This is a genomic window from Candidatus Dormiibacterota bacterium (genome assembly GCA_035532035.1).
GTDB lineage: Bacteria > Vulcanimicrobiota > Vulcanimicrobiia > Vulcanimicrobiales > Vulcanimicrobiaceae > Tyrphobacter.
In genome coordinates this window covers 81,494-98,937 of the sequence record DATKRS010000011.1, presented here as the reverse complement: position 1 = coordinate 98,937, position 17,444 = coordinate 81,494, and the positions used below count along the sequence as shown (strand labels likewise).

Sequence of the window (17,444 nt, the reverse complement as noted above, 5' to 3'; positions counted from 1 at the left end):
TCAGCCGGCGCGCAGCTCCGCGAAGAACTCCGACGCGCTGTCGCGCAAGACATCGAGCAGCCGCCCGAAGTGCGGGCGGATTTCCTCCGGCGTCACGACGCACAGCTCGATCGTGAAGAGGACGTCGTTCTCTTCCTCCCAGAGTGCCGACTTGACGAACTTCTTACGCGCGTTGAGCGCGTTGATGATGCGCATGACGCGTTCGCGCTCGGCGCCCTCCGGCAGAGACCAGCCCGAGCCAATCATCACGAAGTTCGGATCGTCGCGATAGCTGACGATGAAGTAGCGGTCGCCTTCGCTCTTGAACGCGACGCGTAACGCCTCGTCGTCGTCGTCGCGCGTGGAGAACAGTCCTTCCTCCTCGAGCGCGAGCTCGAGCGGAGCCAGCCGGTCGGAATCCACTAGAGCTTCCCTAGTCCCCCCGCGTCAAGGACTTGATGAACTTGTTGGCGGCGGCGCGGCTCTCGCTGCGATCGAGGATGCGCTCCAAGGCGGCGACGCCGGCTTCCCGCACGCGCGCCACGCTCGTCCAGAAGTCGCGCTGAAACTCTTGCAGCGACGCGCCCGCGCAGTCGAGCCTGACGACGAAGTTCTTTCCGTTTGGCGCCAGGACGAAGTGCACGTCCCCAACGTCGTTCGCAACGTCTTGGAGCGTCACCGCATTCTGCGCCCGCTCGCGCGCCCACGGTGGGATCTCGTATGCGGTTGCGATCGCGAAATGCGGCGGCTCGCCCTCGCGCGCGCCGACGGAGAAGACGTATCCGCGCGAACGGAACAGCAGCTCAGCCGCCGCGCCGTCGCCCACCGGGGCGACCTCGACGCGATGCCCCTCTATCTGGATGAAGCGCGCCAGTTCTTCGCGCAGGAGCGTCATTCGCGGCAGCGCGCCTCGGAAGCGCCCAGTCCTTCTTCAAGATACGACCGCGACAGCGCGACGTACTCTTCTGCGGCGAGCTCGATCCAGTGCGCCGCATCGCCGCCGAGAGACTTTTTGACTTTTGCCGGCGCGCCGGCGGCGACGACGTGGTCGGGAACCTGGTCGTTGGCGGCGACGACGCTTCCCGCGCCGATCAACGCGCCGGCGCCGATGCGCGCGCCGTTGAGCACGACGGCGTTGCTGCCGATCAGCGCGCGGTCCTCGATGACGCAGTCTTCCATCACCGCTGCATGGCCGATCGTCACGTCGTTGCCGATGCGCGTGGTGCAGCCTTCGCTCACGTGGATCACGGCATTATCCTGGATCGATGTGCGCGCCCCGACGCGTATCGGACCATTGTCCCCGCGCAGCACCGTCCCGAACCAGATGCTCGATTCCTCGCCGACCTCGACGTCGCCGATCAGCGTGGCAGTAGGGGCCACGAAAGCCGAGGGATGTACGCGCGGCCGCTTACCGCGATACTCCAGATACATGCCTAGGGCTGCTGCAGTTCCTCCACGCTCTCCTTCGCGAACTGCACGATCTGCGGGTCGAGCGACTCCTCCGCTGCGAGGAACTGCGCAACGGCGAGGTCGCGGCGGCCTACCTTGCGGTAGAGATACCCCAGCATGTAATGCAACCGGGCATCTGCCGGAGCCAGCGACAGCCCCTTGAGCGCCTCCTGCTGCGCCTGCGCGAGCATGCCGTGCTCCTCGTCGTCGAACGCGATGTTGACGTACGCATCGGCTCCGTACGGCCAGACGTACAGCGCGCGCTCGTAGTCGGTAACCGCCGCCTGCCACTCACCGCGTGCATCGTTGAGCCGGCCCATGCTCAGAAGCGCTTCGGGCGCCTCGGGTGCCAAGCGGTAGGCGTGATCGAGCGCAGCCTGTGCTTGGTCGTAGTTGCGCTCCTGAATCTCGAGCAGCCCGAGCGCATCGAGGCAGCCGTAGTTCGAGGGGTCGAGCGTAAGGCAGTGCGTCAGCGTCTGCTCGGCAGCGTCGTTGGCGCGTTCTGCGACCTGCGCGAGGCCGAGGCCCTCGAGCGCTTCGAGAGAGTTCGGATCGATCGCGACCGCGCGCTGGAACTCGAGCGCGGCATCGCGCGGAAGGTAGAGCGCTCCGAAGAGCTGTGCTGCATCCAGTTGCGCGTTCACGTCATTTGGATGCTGCTGCGCGTTGCGGCGCATCTGCTCGCGAAACGCCACGAGGTCGCCCTTGCGCTGATGCAGCAGAACGAGATAGTAGGCCGATTCGATGTCCGGAAGGCTCTCTTGAAACTGCGCGATCGCTTCGTCGACGCGATTTTCGACCGTGTAGAGCTTCCCGAGGCTCGTGTGCAGGCTGCGATCCAGCGGATACTCGACCAGCATCTGCCGGTAGAGCAGCTCGGCATCGTGGAAGTCGCCGTTACTGACGTAGAGATCGCCGAGGAATCCCTCGACGGCGCCCTCCTCGGGATGGTTGATGATATATCGCTGAAGCGCGAGGACGGCGCCGGGCAGATCGTGCGCGGCTATGCGATCGCGCGCGAAGCGCAACGCGTGGTTCGGATCCGAGATCGTGGAAATGGCAGCATTTTGAAACGTAATGTCGTCGGCCTTGGCGGCTGCGGCGGCACACCATGTCAGCGCCCCCGCCGCCAGGGCGAGGGTCAGAAGCCGGTGCCCCTGCTTCATGGAATCCTACTTCGCCGCGCCGAAGCCACTAGCATGCACCGCCACCGTACCCCCCTACGCGGCGTCAAGGCCGTCCCCCGGCCGAAATCGGACGAGCCCGGTTACTCCCCCGTCAACTACCGGTACGCCGGCCAGGAGGGGAGCATCCACGAGGTGGTCGAGGTCGGCGGGCGCGAGCTTGCCAAGGTCGGCTTCAAGGACCGCAAGATCGTCTACTACTATCTGGAGGATCTGGAGCTCGATCCCACCGCCGAGCGAGGCACGTTCCACGACTCCGAGGAGTGACAAACCCAAAGCAGGAAGACGCGGCGCCGTCGCGCACGAACGGATGCTCGCCTCGCTTCAAACGCCGACGTAGCTCAGTTGGTAGAGCAGCGGTTTCGTAAACCGCAGGTCATCGGTTCGAGTCCGATCGTCGGCTCCAGGACGGGCGGCTAGGAGGCCTAGGAGCCCTAGCGCAGACCCGCGTACCGGACTTTGCCGCTCACGATGTCGCGCACCCGTTGCGGGACGTCGTCGCCGATGGTTTCGTTCACGCTATCGTCCCACGCCCAGACCATCAGCGTGCGAAGCTCGCTCGCGCCGAACGCGAGGCGCTCCTCCACGAAGGTCTTTGCCTGCGGCGTACCGGTGTTGAAGCCGCCGGATCGCGCAATGCGGTAGAGTTGCGGCACGGTGGCGTTCGACGTTCGCAGATATCGCACCACCGCTGCCATCACGCGGCCTTGATCTGTGAGTTGCGTGGGCGCGCGCAGATGCAGCGGCGCCATACGCGCGGCTACCGCGGAGCGACGGACGAACCGATCGACGAACTGCGTTTCGAACAGATCGTGCAGGTGGGTGGAGTTCGAGTATCCGTGTGGGTTGGGGTACTTGCCCCAGCCGTTGAAGTGGACGGTGACGTGCAGCGGCTGCGAGGCGTCGGCGACGTAATGACCCCAGACGCCCGCGTCGCGACGAGCGAGCTGCTCGTCGACGTTCTCGCGCATTGCCGCGGTCGCGCGCAAACGCGCGGTGCTCGCGTGCGTGGCCTCGTAGCTGTCAACGCGCCAGTAGGCAAACACCATGCGCAGCTGCTCCCAGCCCTGCACGATAGAATACGGGAGATATCCAGCCTTATATTGGTCGGTGCCGCGCGCGCGTAGCGCGGTGTCGTACGCTTCACGGGTCGGCGGAAGAGCGTCGAGTGAGAGGTTGCCTACAATCTTTCCGTCATCCGTCAGATCCAGGTAGTGCCCGGGGTCCAGCTCCGAGTCCCATTCCGGCCCGGCACCCTTGAGAAGGTCTAGCTCGAGGCCGAGATAGGTGAGCTCGTCGGTCGCAGAAGGCGTCCGCATGAATGCCGGCATCGTCGCCGGGAGCGACTGCGCCGCAAGGCGGTTGATGAGATAATGGCCTTTCGCTCCCCAGGCCGATGCCGGCGAGCGTGTGCCGATTGCAGCGAGCAAGAACGAGCAGAGCACGGCGGTTCTCAGTGCGGCAGTTTTATCCATTGCAGTACCGCCAGGCATTGGACGCCTGCATGATGTTTACTTCTTATTCCTAAGCCCGCAGCTATTAAAACGAGCAATCTTCGTTCGTGACATAGCGACGGAAAGAAGTGCACGCATAGGTGTAGGCCAGTCGCTTGTTTGGGTATCTCTCGCCCGGTTTTCCTTGCTACGCCACTATCGGAGAGAGAAACACAATGCAGAAGATCACCTGGATCCTCGCCGTCGGGTTGTTGACGGCGTCTTGTTCGGGCAACGGCGCCAATTCCGGCGTCGTGCCTTCGATGCCGATGCAGTCGGCGCACGGCGGCGGCCTCGGGACCACGCGAATGTCGACCGCGTCGCTCACGGCTCCGTCGGGATGGTCGACGACAAACACGCGAGCGCTCTCGCTTTCAGGCGCGTCGGACCTCGGGACACTCGCGGCGTCCACGCAGCTCACGGTCGTCGTCGGGCTGCAGTTACGCAACGCCGCGCAGCTGCAGTCGGCGCTCAAGGCTGGACAAGTGCTCTCGCGCGCGGATATCGCTGCGATGGCCGATCCCACGCCGGATCAGGTGCAGCAGGTCGAATCCTATCTGCAGAGCGCCGGCCTGACGAACGTCAAGGCGACGCCGGACAACCTACTGGTGAGCGCGACCGGCACTGCGGCGCAGATGCAAAAGGCCTTCAACACGACGTTGCATTCGTTTTCGTGGAACGGCAAGGTCGCGTTCGGCAACGTCTCTCCCGCGTACGTGCCCACGTCGCTCGGCGGCGTCGTCGTCGCGGTGCTCGGCCTCAACGACGTGAGCGCGTTCAGCGACAAGCCGAAGATGGCGACGCAAGCCACGGCGTGCGAACAGGGCGTCACCGTCCCGTGCGTGCGCTTCTACGATCCCGCGACCTTCCAGAGCGCGTACGACGTCGGATCTCTGCCGCCGGCAAGGAACACGTCGATCGCAATCATGGCCGAAGGCAACGTGTCGCAGGCGGTCGCCGATTTCCGCACCAACGAGTCGCAGTTCCATCAACCGCAGGTGCCGCTGACGGTGCGGCAGGTCGGCTTGGCGAGTCCGGACACTGCCGGGAACGACGAGTGGACCCTCGACATGACCTATTCGACTGCGATGGCCGGCAACGTCAAGATGCTCTACGTTTACGCGACGACGTCGTTGACGGATTCCGACATCGCGCTCGAGTTCGACAAGTGGATGACCGACGATCTCGCCCAGGTGGGCAACGCGTCGTTCGGTGAGTGCGAGGCGTTCCCGTACGTCGACGGCGCCATGGTGCTCGACGACGAGATCCTCGTGCAGGCGGCAGCGCAGGGCCAGACCCTCTTCGCCTCATCCGGCGATTGGGGCGGCTACTGCAACGTCGAGGGTGACACCAACGGCGTTCCGGGCGGCGTGCCCATGGTCGCGTACCCGTCGGCGTCGCCATACGTGACGTCCGTCGGCGGAACCGATCTGCTGACCAACGCCGATGGAAGCTATCAAGGCGAAGTCGCCTGGGAGGCAGGCGGCGGCGGCTTGAGCCAGTTCGAATACGCGCCGTACTGGGAGGCCGAGGCACAGCCTGTCGCGGGGCAAGGTGAATCGTTCCGCGGCCTGCCCGACGTCGCGATGGACGCCGCCATCGAAACCGGTGCCGAGCTCTACACGTCCGGCTCTGCCGTGAACGGGTCGTGCACGCCCTGCATCACCGGGGGCACGAGCCTCGCGTCGCCGCTGGCGGCGGGAACCTACGCGCGCCTTCAGAGCGCGAAGAACAACGCGCTCGGTTTCGGGCCGATCCAGTTCTACAACATCTACCAGCAGAACCCGAACGCAAGCGAGGACAGCACCGGGCTTGGCGCATGGGAGCTCGTCGGCGGATTCCACGACATCCTGACCGGAACGAACGGACTCTACACGGCGCTTCCTCGCTACGACATGACGACCGGTCTCGGCAGCTTCGACGTTTCGAAGACTGCAGGAGCGATCTGAGATGCGCAGATTCCTTTGGCTCGGATTCGTCGCCGCGACCATAACCGCGGCATGCTCCGGACACGGCAGCACCTCGCTGATCCCTTCTGCCGGTACGATGGGTCACGCGAGTAACGTCGGCACGGGAGCGACCCGCGTCACGGCCATCGCAATCGCGGCGCCTGCGGGCTGGGCGCCGACGTCGACCCTGCCGCTCGCGCTCTCGGGCGCGAGCGATTTGGGCGCGCTCGCGCCGTCGCAGTCGATCACCGTGCACGTCGGGCTCCAGCTCAACAACGCCTCGGCGCTGAAGGCGGCCGTCGCGTCGGGGCAGACCGTCTCTATCGCGACGTTCATGGCGTCGTACGCGCCGACGAGCGCGCAGGTCTCGCAAGTGAGCTCGTATCTGCAGTCGCAAGGACTGACCGACGTCACCGTCGAGCCGAATCACCTCATCGTCAGTGCCACCGGCACGGCGACGCAGATCGAGAAGGCGTTCAATACGAAACTCGAGAGCTACTCTCTGGGCGGCACGACGCTCTATGCAAATCAGACCGCAGCGTACGTCCCGCAGACGCTCGGTGGCGTCGTCGTCGCCGTTCTCGGGCTCAACGACATGCAGTTGGCCGGGCGCGAGAAGCGGCACTACGAGCATTGCGGCGGCTGCGACGGCAAGGGTGATCCCAGACCGGCTCCCACGCCTCCAGGTACGCCGGAGTCGCCGTGCACGCTCTACGGCCTCGAGATCCTCGGCGCTCCGACGCCATTACCGGAACCTGCATCGTCGACCGTCGGCTGTCTGCGCAACTACCGGCCTGCGGACTTCTGGCGCGCCTACGACGAACCCGTCTCGCGCATGCAATCGGCCGGCGTGGACGTCGCGATCATGAGCTTCGGCGGCGTCGGAACCGCCGTCAGCGACCTTCACGTTAACGAACAGGCCGACAACGTACCGCAAGTACCTGTGACGATCGAGCAAGTCGGTCTTGCGGGAGCGCCTCCCATCACCGACGGCCCGGGCGAATGGACGCTCGACATGACCGAATCCAGCGGCATGGCCGTCCACATGCAGCAGCTCTACCTCTACAACACGACCTCAGGATCGGATTCTGACGTCGTGCTCATGTACAATCGCTGGGTTACGAACGACCTTGCCAAGGTCGCGAATTCGTCGTTCGGAGAATGCGAGGCGTTTCCGTATCTCGACGGAGCGATGGTGTTAGCCGACGAGATATTCCTCGAAGGGGCGGCTCAGGGGCAAACGATGTTCGCCTCGGCTGGGGACACTGGCTCGTTCTGCCCGGTTGCGGTCGGCGCAAACGGTGTGCCCGCCGGCGTTCCGTTCGTGAACTGGCCGGCCGCTTCGCCGTACGTCGTTGCGGTCGGCGGTACGACGCTCCTCACCGACAATGCGGGGAACTATCAGGGCGAAGCGTCCTGGTACTCCGGTGGCGGCGGTGTCAGCCAGTTCGAATACTCGCCCTACTGGCAGACGGTTCAGCCGCTCGGCGGAAGCTTCCGCGGCGTTCCTGATATGGCAATGGACGGCGATTTGCAGACCGGCGCGATCTTGTATTCGCAAGATTACGGCGGCTGGACGATCGTCGGTGGGACGAGCCTATCGTCTCCGCTCGCGGCGGGAGTCTGGGCGCACATGCTGAGCTTGAATCGGAGTCTCGGCTTCGCCGCCCCGGTGCTGTATGGCAACTTCGCGTCTCACGCCGCCGGCGCGCAGCAGACCGGCCCACCTCCGTGGCAGCCCGACGGCGGGTTTCACGACGTCCTCGTCGGCGGTGACGGCATGTATACCGCGCTGCCGGGGTACGACTACACGACTGGTCTGGGATCGTTCGACGTAAACGTGCTTCGAAGCCAGCTGTAGCGCTTTCCTAGCGCCAAACGTTGGTACAGATGGGGGTGCCGGGTTTACCGGCACCCCCATCGAAGAGAGCGCGCATGCCGATCATTGCACTTCCCCCGCAGCGTGTCGGGCCACCCGCGGGCTTCGATTACGTCACCGTCGACGCGGTCCATCATCGCGTTTATGCCGCGCACGGTCGCGCGCAAAAACTTCTCATCGTTGACGCCGATACGGGCGCGGTGCTCAGACAGGTGACGGTCGGACATATAGCCGGCTCCGCGGTCGATCCGACGAACGGGCATGTCTACACCGGCAACGGTGACGACGATTCCCTCTCCGAGGTGGATCCCGTCGCCGGGCGGGTGCTACGCACCGTCAAGGTGCAAGGCCACGTCGACGCGATCGCTTACGATCCGGCGTTCCATCGCATCTATGCCGGTGAAGACGACGGAACGCGGGTATTCGTTATCGACTCGCGCACGTTCAAAGAGATCGCCGTCATTCCGCTCCCGGGCCACAAGCCCGAGTACCTCGCGATCGATCCGGTCACGCATGCTGTCTATCAGAATATCTCCGATGCGAATCCGCGCGTCAGCGCGATTGCGGTCATCGACCCGCACCGGCTTCGCGTCGTGCGCACGATTCCGACGCCCGACCTCCAGATGGATCATCCGCTCCAATTCGATCCCGTGCACCGCGTCTTGCTCGTCGCTGGAGAGAATAACTGGCTCGACGTGTACAGTCTTGCGGGCAGGCGGCTCTACCACATGGCGTATCCGCATCGCGTCGATCAGTGCGGCTACGACGCGTCGCGCGGCTGGCTCGCCTGCGCGGGCGACGTCATCACGCTCGTCGCGTTCGACGGGCACGGGCCGCCGCACATCCTCGCGCAGACCGGCCATATCCAGGGCGTGCACACGTGCGGGATCGATCCGGCAAACGGAACGATCTTCGCAGTCTGGTCGAATCCCCGCGGATCGTTCGTCGGAAGATTCGTCTACCGCCCGTAGCTTCAGGCAGGAGCGAAGCGCAGCGCCAAGCCGTCGATGCAGTAGCGAAGGTGCGTCGGCGGCGGGCCATCGTCGAAGCGATGGCCGAGATGGCCGCCGCACTGGCGGCAGTGCACTTCCGTGCGCGGATCCACGAGCGCGTAGTCTGCTTGCCTGCGGACGGCATTCGGGAGCACGTCCCAGAAGGACGGCCAGCCTTCACCGGCATCGTATTTCGTGCGGGAGTCGAAGAGGCGGAGATCGCAGCCGGCGCAATGATAGATGCCGGCGCGGCGCTCCGCATTGAGCGGACTCGAGAATGGCTGCTCGGTTCCGCCTTGGCGCAATATCCAATAGCGGTCTCGGCCCAGAATCCGTAGCCATTCGGCATCGCTGTGCCGGACCGGATACCCTGCGGCTGCTGCAGGCTTCGCCGCGCCGAGACGAGAGAGCGCCACCGCGCCGGCAGCCGCAAGTGCGCCGAGAAAGACCGTGCGGTTCATCGTTGCGGGACGTGGCAGGCGACGTTATGCCGCTCGAAATAGCGTTGATGGTAGGCTTCGGCGGGCCAGAACGCCGGGGCGGATACGATCTCCGTCGCAATCGGCTTGCCGAGCGTCTCTCGTTCGCGCGCCAGCGAAGCGCGCGCCGCAGCATCCTGCTCGGGTGAGTGGACGAAGATCGCCGAGCGGTACTGCGTGCCGACATCGGGGCCTTGACGATCGACTTGCGTCGGATCGTGGATCTTCCAGAAGATTTCGAGCAGGCGATCGTATGAGACGCGCGCCGGGTCGAAGGCGATCTCCGCCGCCTCAGCGTGACCGGTGCGATGGCCGCAGACCTGCTCGTACGTCGGGCGCTCCGCGTGACCGCCCGTGTAGCCGACGACGACGTCTACGACGCCCGGCACTGGGCGAAAGGCCGCCTCCGTGCCCCAGAAGCACCCCGCCGCGAACGTTGCCTTTTCCGTCATGATCCTGCGTTCTCCATTACGTCGTTTTTCAAGACGTCTTCCAACGACTCGCGCCGCGCGAGAAGACGCTCCTTACCCTGCTCGACTCCTACAACCGCCGGGCGCGCGAAACGGTTGTAGTTGCCCGCCATGCTGTAGGTGTACGCTCCGGTGACCGTCATCGCGACGAGATCGCCTTCACGCAGCGCGTGTGGAAGCATGGCGCGCCCGAGCTCGTCGTTCTCGCAGGAACGGCCGCAGATGGTGACCTCCTGGAGATCGAGATTCGGGCGCGAGACCGCAACCGCGTGGTGGTACGCACCGTAGAGCGCGGGCCGAGGATTCTCATACAAGCCTCCATCGACCACGACGAAGGTTCGGCGCGCCTGACGTTTCACGGCGCAGACGCGATAGATCGTCGTGCCGGCCGCGCCGATCAGCATGCGTCCCGGCTCGATGCCGATCCTGGGCACCGGAACGCGGACGCGCGCCGCGGCCGCGCGCGTGGCGCGATCGACGGATGCGATCGTTGCCGGGAAGTCGATGCGCTCGTTCGGCCGATCGGGATGCGTCGTCACGCCGAAACCCCCGCCCACGACGATTTCGTCGACGCCCAGGCCGTCCCGCGCAAAGCGCGCGGAGGCTTGGATCAGTGCTTCGGCGACGGCAACGTACGCGCCCGGCTCGTAGATCTGCGAGCCGACGTGCGCGTGCAGCCCGCGAAAGCGTAGCTCCTTCGCGCCGCCGAGCATCGCCCGCGCCGCATCTTCGTCCTTCGGAGTAACTCCGAACTTCGTGTCCTCGCCGCCGGTACGCACGAAGGCGTGCGTGTGCGCCTCGATTCCGGGGTTGAGGCGCAAGAGCACGTTGACGGGCGCTCTACCCGACGCGATCCGTCCCAGACGCTCGAGCTCCTCGAGCCCATCCACCACGATGCGGCCGACGCGCCCGTCGGCTGCCGCGCGCAGCTCTTCGTCGCTCTTGCCACAGCCGTGGAGCGTGATGCGCTCGTGCGGAAAGCCGGCGCGCTCGGCCGTGAGAAGCTCCCCGAGCGAGCAGACATCGAGCCCGAGTCCGCGCTCGGCGACGAAGCGCGCGATCTCGACGAGCAGGAGCGCTTTGCCGGCGTACGAGACCTCGACGTCGTACGGAGCGCAGGCGCTATTGCAGTACTCGATCGCCGCGCCGAACGCGTCGAGGTCGATCGCGACGAGCGGCGTGCCATACCGATCGGCGAGCGCGGCGAAGTTCAAAACTGCTCCAGGAAGCGATCGACTCGCGTCTGCTCGATTCCGGCGGCCAGGAGCTGCGCGGCGACGAACCGCTCGTCGGGAGGGGGCGTCACGAACATAAAGGGCGCTTCGTCGCCTTCGTTCGCGCATATCGCGCAGCGGCCGGCACCGGCCGGTACGAGGGCGGTGTCGAACGGCGCGAGCGTCACATCGGAGTCGCCGCACGAAATCGTCAGGCTGCGTTCCAGTGCCATGATGACGAGTGGCCGGTCGTGCGTCGCCACCGACGACGGTTCGTCGCGCGCAACGATGCGCTCGACGAGGAAGCGCGGATCCGCGATGAAGATCGTGCGCTGCAGCGACTCGAAGACGTACTTTACCGGTTCGACGGCTCCCCGCGTCTCCGCGCGGTATTCGAGGACGTCGGCGGCTTTACGTACGTGCAGAGGGCGCGGTACGCCGTCGAGGCCGACGCGGTTCCAGTCGAAGATGCGATACGTGAGATCGCTGGCCTGCTGCGTTTCGAAGAGCACGATGCCGCCGCCGATCGCGTGCAACGTTCCGGCGGGCAGGTAAAACGCGTCCCCGGCCTTCACCGGTACGCGCCGCAGCAGCTCGCCGAGCGTTCCGTCCGCGACGCGCCGCTCGTACTCCTCACGCGACGTGTCGCGCGTCCAGCCAAGCACGATCTGTGCGTCCTGCTGCGCGCTGAAGACGTACCAGCACTCGACCTTGCCGTTCGCCTGATGCTCGACGCGCTGCGCGTACGCGTCGTCGGGGTGAACTTGAACCGAGAGCCAATCGCGCGCGGTGATGATCTTCGTGAGGATCGGAAAGATCCGGCCGGAATCGATCGTACCGAGGAGCCGGCTGCCGAGCGACTCGCGCAGCTGCGCAACGCGCATGCCGGCGAGAGCGCCGTTGCGCACGCGGTTCTCGTCCCAGCATTTCCAGGACTCACCGCCCCAGATCGCGGTCGTCTCCTTTGGTTCGAGCAGGTACGGGTAGAGCGGTTCGCTCGCCATGATACCTGCTGGAGGTACGCCCAAACGGTGTCGGAATCCTGAGGGTTCGGATGGTAGGCTTCCTCCTCGCTCCTCGATCTCCGATGAAAACGCTCCATGCAGCGGCCTCGTCGGGTCTTCTCTAGGGCCGCAACATGCATCGGGCTTACGTCGCTCTGGGTTCGAATCTCGGGGACCGGCGTGCAAACATCCTTGCTGCGCTGCAGCGCTTGCGCGCGCAGGCGCGCGTGCTCGTGGTCTCCGCGTTCTACGAGACCGCTCCGGCCGACGGTGCGGAAGGGCCCGCGTTTCTCAACGTCGCCGCGCAGCTCGACGTCGACGAGGATCGCGAATCGTTCTCACGCCGGTTAGAAGACGTGCAGCGTTCGGTCGGACGCGTCGCGATGCGCCGCCTCGCCGCGCGGCCGATCGACGTCGACCTCCTCGTCTTCGATGCGTGGGAGCGCCCGCAGCTCGATGCGCGTTGGTACGATCTCGTGCCGCTGGCCGAGATCGCTCCGGCGTACGCCGCGCGCGCGCGTCGTGCGAACGGCAGCGTTCGCCGCTTGGAGAGCGATCTTCGTTTCCGTACCGACCGCCAGGAAGAGGTTCCGGAGGTACGCATCGCGCTGAACAGGGCCGGGGTGACGAGCCTTCGCCGCATCGTCCACCTCGAGATCGACGGGCGCCCGGGCGTCTTCAACGGCGAGTTCACGATGGTGGCGGATCTCGGGCCGCATCGTGCCGGCCTGCACATGTCGCGCTTCGTCGAGAACTTGGAGGAGGCGACGCTCGAGGTGCTCTCGCGGGAAACGACGCCGATGCGGGTCGAGCGGCTCGCGGGAGCGATCGCGCGCGAGATCGTCGCGACGCAGCAGACGAGGGAAGCCGACGTGCGCCTGCGCGCCGATTTCGCGTTGGAGCGCTGGACGCCGGTAAGTGCGAAGCGGGGTGAGGAGACGTACACGCTCGTCGGCATCGCGCACGCAGGCGACGATGGCGTGCGGCACGTCGTCGGCGTCGAGGCTGAGGGGATGACGGCGTGCCCGTGCGCGCAAGACATGGTGCGCGAGCATTCGCTCGCACAGCTCGAAGAGGCGGGGTTCACGCAGGAGCAAGCGCGTCGCGCGCTCGGCGTGCTCCCGATCGCTACGCACAACCAGCGCGGGCGCGGCTCGCTGCTCCTGGGCACCGCGGGCAACCTGGAGCCCGGCATCGACGTTGCGGACCTCGTGGAGATCGTCGAGAGCGCGATGTCGAGCGAGACCTACGATCTGTTGAAGCGTCCCGACGAGTTCTTTGTCGTCAACAAGGCCCACCACAACCCGAAGTTCGTCGAAGACGTCGTTCGGGGCATCGTCGCGCGGGCGCTCGAGGCGTACGAGCGTTTCGACGACGATGCCTTCGTCTTCGCGAGCCAACGCAACGAAGAGTCCATCCACAAACACGACGCCTTCGCGGAGGCCTTCGGGTGCTTCGGTGAGTTTCGGCGCGAGCTGCGAGAGACGGAAGAGGTTATGCCGAAGACGGATCTTGGGGCATGGCTTCGAGGGCGCCGATGCGGGACTTGAGCGACGGGTGCGAGCTGAAGAAGAGCTCGTACCACCGCGGGACCTCGTCTTCGGCGAGATTTTGATCGCGTAGCCGGCGAAAGGCCGACGCGCCGGCGCGAGGGTTGCGCGTGGCTTCGACCGCGAAGCGATCGGCAGCGGCTTCGCGCGCGCGCGTGAATGCGAAGAGCAGCGGGCGCACGGCTTGCGTCGCGACGAGCATCGCGGCGTACAGGCGCGCGAGGACGATCGGACGGTCGCGCATGCCGCTTCGCGGCCCGCTCGCGGCATTCGCGATGAAGAAGAGCGCGCCGGCGAGCGCGTCGCCGAGGGCGGTCAGCCGCCAGACGTCCTTCGAAACGTAGTGGCCGAGTTCGTGAGCGACGACGAACTCGGTTTCGTCGTCCGGAAAGCTATCGACGAGGGTGTCGCCGAGGACGATGCGGTGCGTTCGCGCGACGCCGACGACGAAGGCGTTTGCCTTGCGCGTCTGGCGGCTCATGTCCATCTTCAGGATGTCGGCGTCGCCCACCCCGTACCGAGAGGCCAGGGCGCGGAGCCTCTTCTCGAGCGCTCCGTCGAGCGGATCGAAGCGGTTGAACATGGGCAGCACGTAGATGGGAACGATGAGGTTTCCGGCGACGAAGAGCGGCAGGGCGCCGAGCGTTGCGAAGAGCGGCCACCATCGCGGCGACCGCCGCACGGTGGCGCCGAGCAACAGCGCGCCGACGGCCGTGATGACGGTCGAGATGACCGCGCCCTTCACGTAGTCGCTTAACCACGCTGCGGGCTGCTGCTCCGTCAGCCGATAGCGCCGCTCGAGGAGATGATCCGCGACGAAGGACGCCGGAAGCTCAACGGCGGCGCTGCAAAAGGAGAGGGGGATCACGAAAAGCGCTGGGCGCAGCCACGCCGGCGCGCGCAGAGTCGCGCGGTCGACGCTCTCTCCTACCGGCCCGTACGCGACGGCGATCGCTCCGCAGATGCCCTGCAGCGTATCCGCGACTTCCAATGCCCGGCGCACGCGCCCGTAGCTCGCGGCGCCGTCGCGATGGCGCGTCTCCGGCGCGCGCAGCTCGCACCATGCCTCGTAGCTGCGCGCACCGAGGTACCCGGCGGCGAAACCCGCGGCTAGGCCGAGAAGAACCTCACGGCCGCGCATGGTATCCTCGCATCGCGTGCAGATTCTCGACGGCGCCCGGTTTTACCGCTTCGATGCTCGATCGGCGCGTTTCGTGCGTCACGACGCAATGATCGTCGACGAAGGGAAAATACGCTCGCTCGATGCGCGCGACGCAGGAACCGGCGTGCCACGCGTCGATCTTCGCGGCGCGACCGTGCTGCCGGCGTTTGCCGATTGCCACGTGCATCTCACCGACGTCGGATACTTCCTCGGTCCGCGCGATCTCGCGACGACGACGGATTACGCGTCGTTCGAGCGCGCGGTTGCAAAGATCCCGCGCGACGGCGGCATGGTGTACGCTGGCCAATACGACGAATCGCACTGGCTCGACGGTGCGTCCGCCGACGCGCGCCCGCTCGAGCGGCTGCACGCGGACGCGCGCGCGATGCTCGTGCGCATCGACGGGCACTCGTGTCTGGTGAATCGGGCGACGCTGCAGTGGCTCGCGCTGCCCTCGCACGTCGAAGGTCTCGAGCGCGACGAGCGCGCAGAACCGACAGGCAGGCTCACGCTCGCCGCCAATTGGCTCGCGCAGTCGCGCTTCCTCAACGCCATTGCGGTCGAGCAACGCCGGGAGGCGGAGCGCCGAGCGGTCGATCTCGCGCTCTCGCGCGGCGCACTTCACCTGCACGCGCAGTTGTGCGGTTTTGCGCGCGAGCAGTATGCGCGCGAGATCGATGCGCTGCGCCGGCTGCCGGCAAAAATCGTTCCGAAGATCTGCGAACCCGACCCGGCCCTCGCCGTCGAGCTCGGGCTGCCGTTCGTCGGCGGAGACGTCTTCGCCGACGGGTCGATCGGCAGCCGCACCGCGGCCCTCACGCAGCCGTATGCGGACGCCCCGACGTGCGGGGCGCTGCAGTTCCGCGACGACGAGCTCGCGGCGTTCTTCGCCGATGCCGAGCGGCTCGGAGTCGCTGCCGGCGTGCATGCGATCGGCGACGCGGCGATCGATCAGTGCGTGGCCGCGTGGGAGCGCGTACTGAGCGGCAAGCCGTCGGCTCGCGGTGCTCGTCACTTCATCGAACACTTCGAGTGCGCGCGCCCCGAACACATCGAGGCGTGCGCGCGCATGAAGCTCCATCTTTCGATGCAGCCGCTCTTCGACGCGCAGTGGGGCGGGGCGGGCGGCATGTACGAGGGGCGGCTCGGAACGGCGCGCATGCGTAGGATGAACGCGCTCGCGAGCATCGTTCGGGCCGGAGCGGTGCTCTGCGGTGGGGACGACGCGCCCGTCTGCCCGCTCGATCCTTTGGCGGGCATGCGCGCGTGCGTCGAGCATCACGAGGCTACCGAGCGATTGACGCCGCACGACGCGCTCGCCGCCTACACGGTGAATGCGGCGCGGCTGGCCTACGCGGAGACACAGACCGGAAACCTCGAGCCCGGCCTCGCGGCCGATCTCGTCGTGCTCGACCACGATCCGTTCGAGGACGGCTTCGAGCGTTGCACGGTGCTCGAGACGTGGAGCGACGGCGCGGTCGTCTACCGTGCCTAGGAGCCCGACAAACTCCTAGATCAGCGAGATCGTCGCGGGTTCTTTCGGGTGCGCCGCGATCGCGTCGAGAAGCGCAGCCGCGAGCGTGTCGCAGATCGGATCGTCGATCTCCTCGACGCGTCCCGCATCCGCCAGCTCGGCCTTGCGTGAATCGATCGGAATCCGGGCAAGCACGGGAGCGCGCGCGATTTCGGCGACGGCATCCGCATACGACGGGCCGAAGATGTCGTACCGCTTCCCCGTGTCGGGGGCGATGAAGTACGACATGTTCTCGATGACGCCGAGGACGGGCTTCTTCAGTTGGTGCACGAGGTTCGCCGCTTTGCGCACGATCATCGTGGCGAGGGCCTGCGGCGTCGTGACGAGCACGACGCCGGCGATATCGAGCGACTGAAGAACGGTCAGCGGCGCATCGGACGTGCCGGGCGGCAGGTCGACGAGCAGAACGTCGAGCTCGCTCCAGATCGCCTGCTCGTAGAACTGACGGATGACGCCGGAGAGAATCGGTCCGCGCCAAATCATGGCGGTATCTTCCTTATCCGTCAGAAGGTTCGCGCTGACGATCTCGATCGCGCTGCGCGAGAGCGCGGGCGTCATCAACGGCTGCGGCTGGCCCTGCGGGGTCGTACGGTGCGGATCCGCCTCGATGAGCATCGGGGCGTGCAGACCGAAGATCTTTGGAATCGACGGGCCGGTGATATCGGCATCGAGGATACCGACGCGCTGGTGCCGCCGTCGCAGTCCAAGTGCTAGCAGCGCGGTGACGAGCGACTTGCCGACGCCGCCTTTGCCCGACATGACGGGAACGATGTGCGCGATCTTCGCTCGGCCGGTGAAGGGACCCGGTGCGCGGCGCTGCGGCGTTCGATCGGCCTGCGCGACCGCCGGCACTCTGCCCGATTGACGTGCAATGAGCAGCGCGGTGAGAATCGGCTCGACGCGCAGACCGTGCGCCCGCGCACCTTGCTCGATCGTCTCGTTGCTGCTCACCCCGCAACCGGGGCAGCCGAGACCGAACTGCTCGAGCACGCCGGCGGCAAGCGGTAGCGCTGCAACGAGATCCTTGATGTTCGTTTGCGGGGCGATTTCAATCTGCGACATACGACGTATCAGCATACCTTCGCGGGCGCAGAGGGCCGTACCCG

17 protein-coding genes and 1 tRNA gene are annotated in these 17,444 nt (G+C 66.2%); 7 read left to right on the top strand and 11 right to left on the bottom strand.

The genetic code is table 11. From position 1 onward, the window contains the following. The 4 genes from VMV82_04340 to VMV82_04325 are packed head-to-tail and all read right to left on the bottom strand — an operon-like array spanning position 1 to position 2,594. Positions 1-402, bottom strand: coding sequence for a YbjN domain-containing protein (locus tag VMV82_04340; protein ID HUY40778.1), 402 nt, complete (start codon positions 400-402; stop codon positions 1-3). A 10-nt stretch (positions 403-412) separates the two neighbouring features. Then, entirely contained in the window at positions 413-874 is a 462-nt protein-coding gene (locus tag VMV82_04335) for a hypothetical protein (GenBank protein HUY40777.1), read from the bottom strand. Then, positions 871-1,359: a gamma carbonic anhydrase family protein gene (locus VMV82_04330; GenBank protein HUY40776.1), complete on the bottom strand. Its 489-nt coding sequence runs from the start codon at positions 1,357-1,359 to the stop codon at positions 871-873. Before VMV82_04330 ends, VMV82_04335 begins: the two co-directional genes overlap by 4 nt. 53 nt (positions 1,360-1,412) lie before the next feature. Next, positions 1,413-2,594, bottom strand: coding sequence for a tetratricopeptide repeat protein (locus tag VMV82_04325; protein HUY40775.1), 1,182 nt, complete (start codon positions 2,592-2,594; stop codon positions 1,413-1,415). A gap of 33 nt (positions 2,595-2,627) precedes the next feature. Between VMV82_04325 and VMV82_04320 the strand changes: the two genes are divergently transcribed. After that, positions 2,628-2,879, top strand: a complete 252-nt coding sequence (locus VMV82_04320; protein ID HUY40774.1) for a hypothetical protein — start codon at positions 2,628-2,630, stop codon at positions 2,877-2,879. A gap of 63 nt (positions 2,880-2,942) precedes the next feature. Next, positions 2,943-3,018 (top strand) — tRNA-Thr (locus VMV82_04315). Positions 3,019-3,046: 28 nt separating this feature from the next. On the opposite strand, the gene VMV82_04310 is transcribed toward VMV82_04315, so the two are convergent. Next, positions 3,047-4,087 carry a S1/P1 Nuclease gene (locus VMV82_04310; protein HUY40773.1) on the bottom strand — a complete coding sequence of 347 codons (1,041 nt, stop codon included), beginning with the start codon at positions 4,085-4,087 and terminating at the stop codon, positions 3,047-3,049. Positions 4,088-4,281: 194 nt separating this feature from the next. On the opposite strand from VMV82_04310, the gene VMV82_04305 reads away from it, so the two are divergent. From VMV82_04305 to VMV82_04295, 3 genes are all read left to right on the top strand, one after another. After that, positions 4,282-6,054 (top strand): S53 family peptidase, encoded by a 1,773-nt coding sequence (locus VMV82_04305; GenBank protein HUY40772.1) that lies wholly within the window; start codon positions 4,282-4,284, stop codon positions 6,052-6,054. 1 nt (position 6,055) lies between these two features. Next, a complete protein-coding gene (locus VMV82_04300; protein ID HUY40771.1) occupies positions 6,056-7,915 on the top strand; it encodes a S53 family peptidase in 1,860 nt (619 codons plus the stop codon). A 74-nt stretch (positions 7,916-7,989) separates the two neighbouring features. Further along, positions 7,990-8,904, top strand: a complete 915-nt coding sequence (locus VMV82_04295) for a hypothetical protein (GenBank protein HUY40770.1) — start codon at positions 7,990-7,992, stop codon at positions 8,902-8,904. Between the two features lie 2 nt (positions 8,905-8,906). Here VMV82_04295 and msrB read toward each other — a convergent pair whose 3' ends face one another. Genes msrB through VMV82_04275 form a run of 4 tightly spaced genes read right to left on the bottom strand, consistent with a single transcriptional unit; the run spans position 8,907 to position 12,092 of the window. Next, the gene (msrB, locus tag VMV82_04290) at positions 8,907-9,386 is read right to left on the bottom strand and encodes a peptide-methionine (R)-S-oxide reductase MsrB (GenBank protein HUY40769.1); all 480 of its coding nucleotides are present in this window, start codon (positions 9,384-9,386) and stop codon (positions 8,907-8,909) included. Continuing rightward, complete coding sequence (gene msrA / locus VMV82_04285) at positions 9,383-9,856, bottom strand: peptide-methionine (S)-S-oxide reductase MsrA (GenBank protein HUY40768.1); 474 nt, start codon at positions 9,854-9,856, stop codon at positions 9,383-9,385. The genes msrB and msrA overlap by 4 nt, the downstream gene beginning before the upstream one ends. Beyond that, on the bottom strand, positions 9,853-11,088 hold the full coding sequence (gene lysA, locus VMV82_04280) for a diaminopimelate decarboxylase (protein ID HUY40767.1): 1,236 nt from the start codon (positions 11,086-11,088) through the stop codon (positions 9,853-9,855). The genes msrA and lysA overlap by 4 nt, the downstream gene beginning before the upstream one ends. Continuing rightward, a complete protein-coding gene (locus VMV82_04275) occupies positions 11,085-12,092 on the bottom strand; it encodes a type I phosphomannose isomerase catalytic subunit (GenBank protein HUY40766.1) in 1,008 nt (335 codons plus the stop codon). Before VMV82_04275 ends, lysA begins: the two co-directional genes overlap by 4 nt. A 134-nt stretch (positions 12,093-12,226) precedes the next feature. On the opposite strand from VMV82_04275, the gene mptA reads away from it, so the two are divergent. Continuing rightward, positions 12,227-13,642 (top strand): GTP cyclohydrolase MptA, encoded by a 1,416-nt coding sequence (gene mptA, locus VMV82_04270; GenBank protein ID HUY40765.1) that lies wholly within the window; start codon positions 12,227-12,229, stop codon positions 13,640-13,642. On the opposite strand, the gene VMV82_04265 is transcribed toward mptA, so the two are convergent. Beyond that, positions 13,587-14,783 (bottom strand): M48 family metallopeptidase, encoded by a 1,197-nt coding sequence (locus VMV82_04265; GenBank protein HUY40764.1) that lies wholly within the window; start codon positions 14,781-14,783, stop codon positions 13,587-13,589. The genes mptA and VMV82_04265 overlap by 56 nt on opposite strands. Between VMV82_04265 and VMV82_04260 the strand changes: the two genes are divergently transcribed. Then, entirely contained in the window at positions 14,782-16,299 is a 1,518-nt protein-coding gene (locus VMV82_04260) for an amidohydrolase family protein (GenBank protein ID HUY40763.1), read from the top strand. The two genes, VMV82_04265 and VMV82_04260, sit on opposite strands and share 2 nt — an antisense overlap. A gap of 15 nt (positions 16,300-16,314) precedes the next feature. Here the strand turns inward: VMV82_04260 and VMV82_04255 are convergent, their stop codons facing one another. Beyond that, complete coding sequence (locus VMV82_04255) at positions 16,315-17,415, bottom strand: P-loop NTPase (GenBank protein HUY40762.1); 1,101 nt, start codon at positions 17,413-17,415, stop codon at positions 16,315-16,317. Between the last annotated feature and the right edge of the window lie 29 nt (positions 17,416-17,444).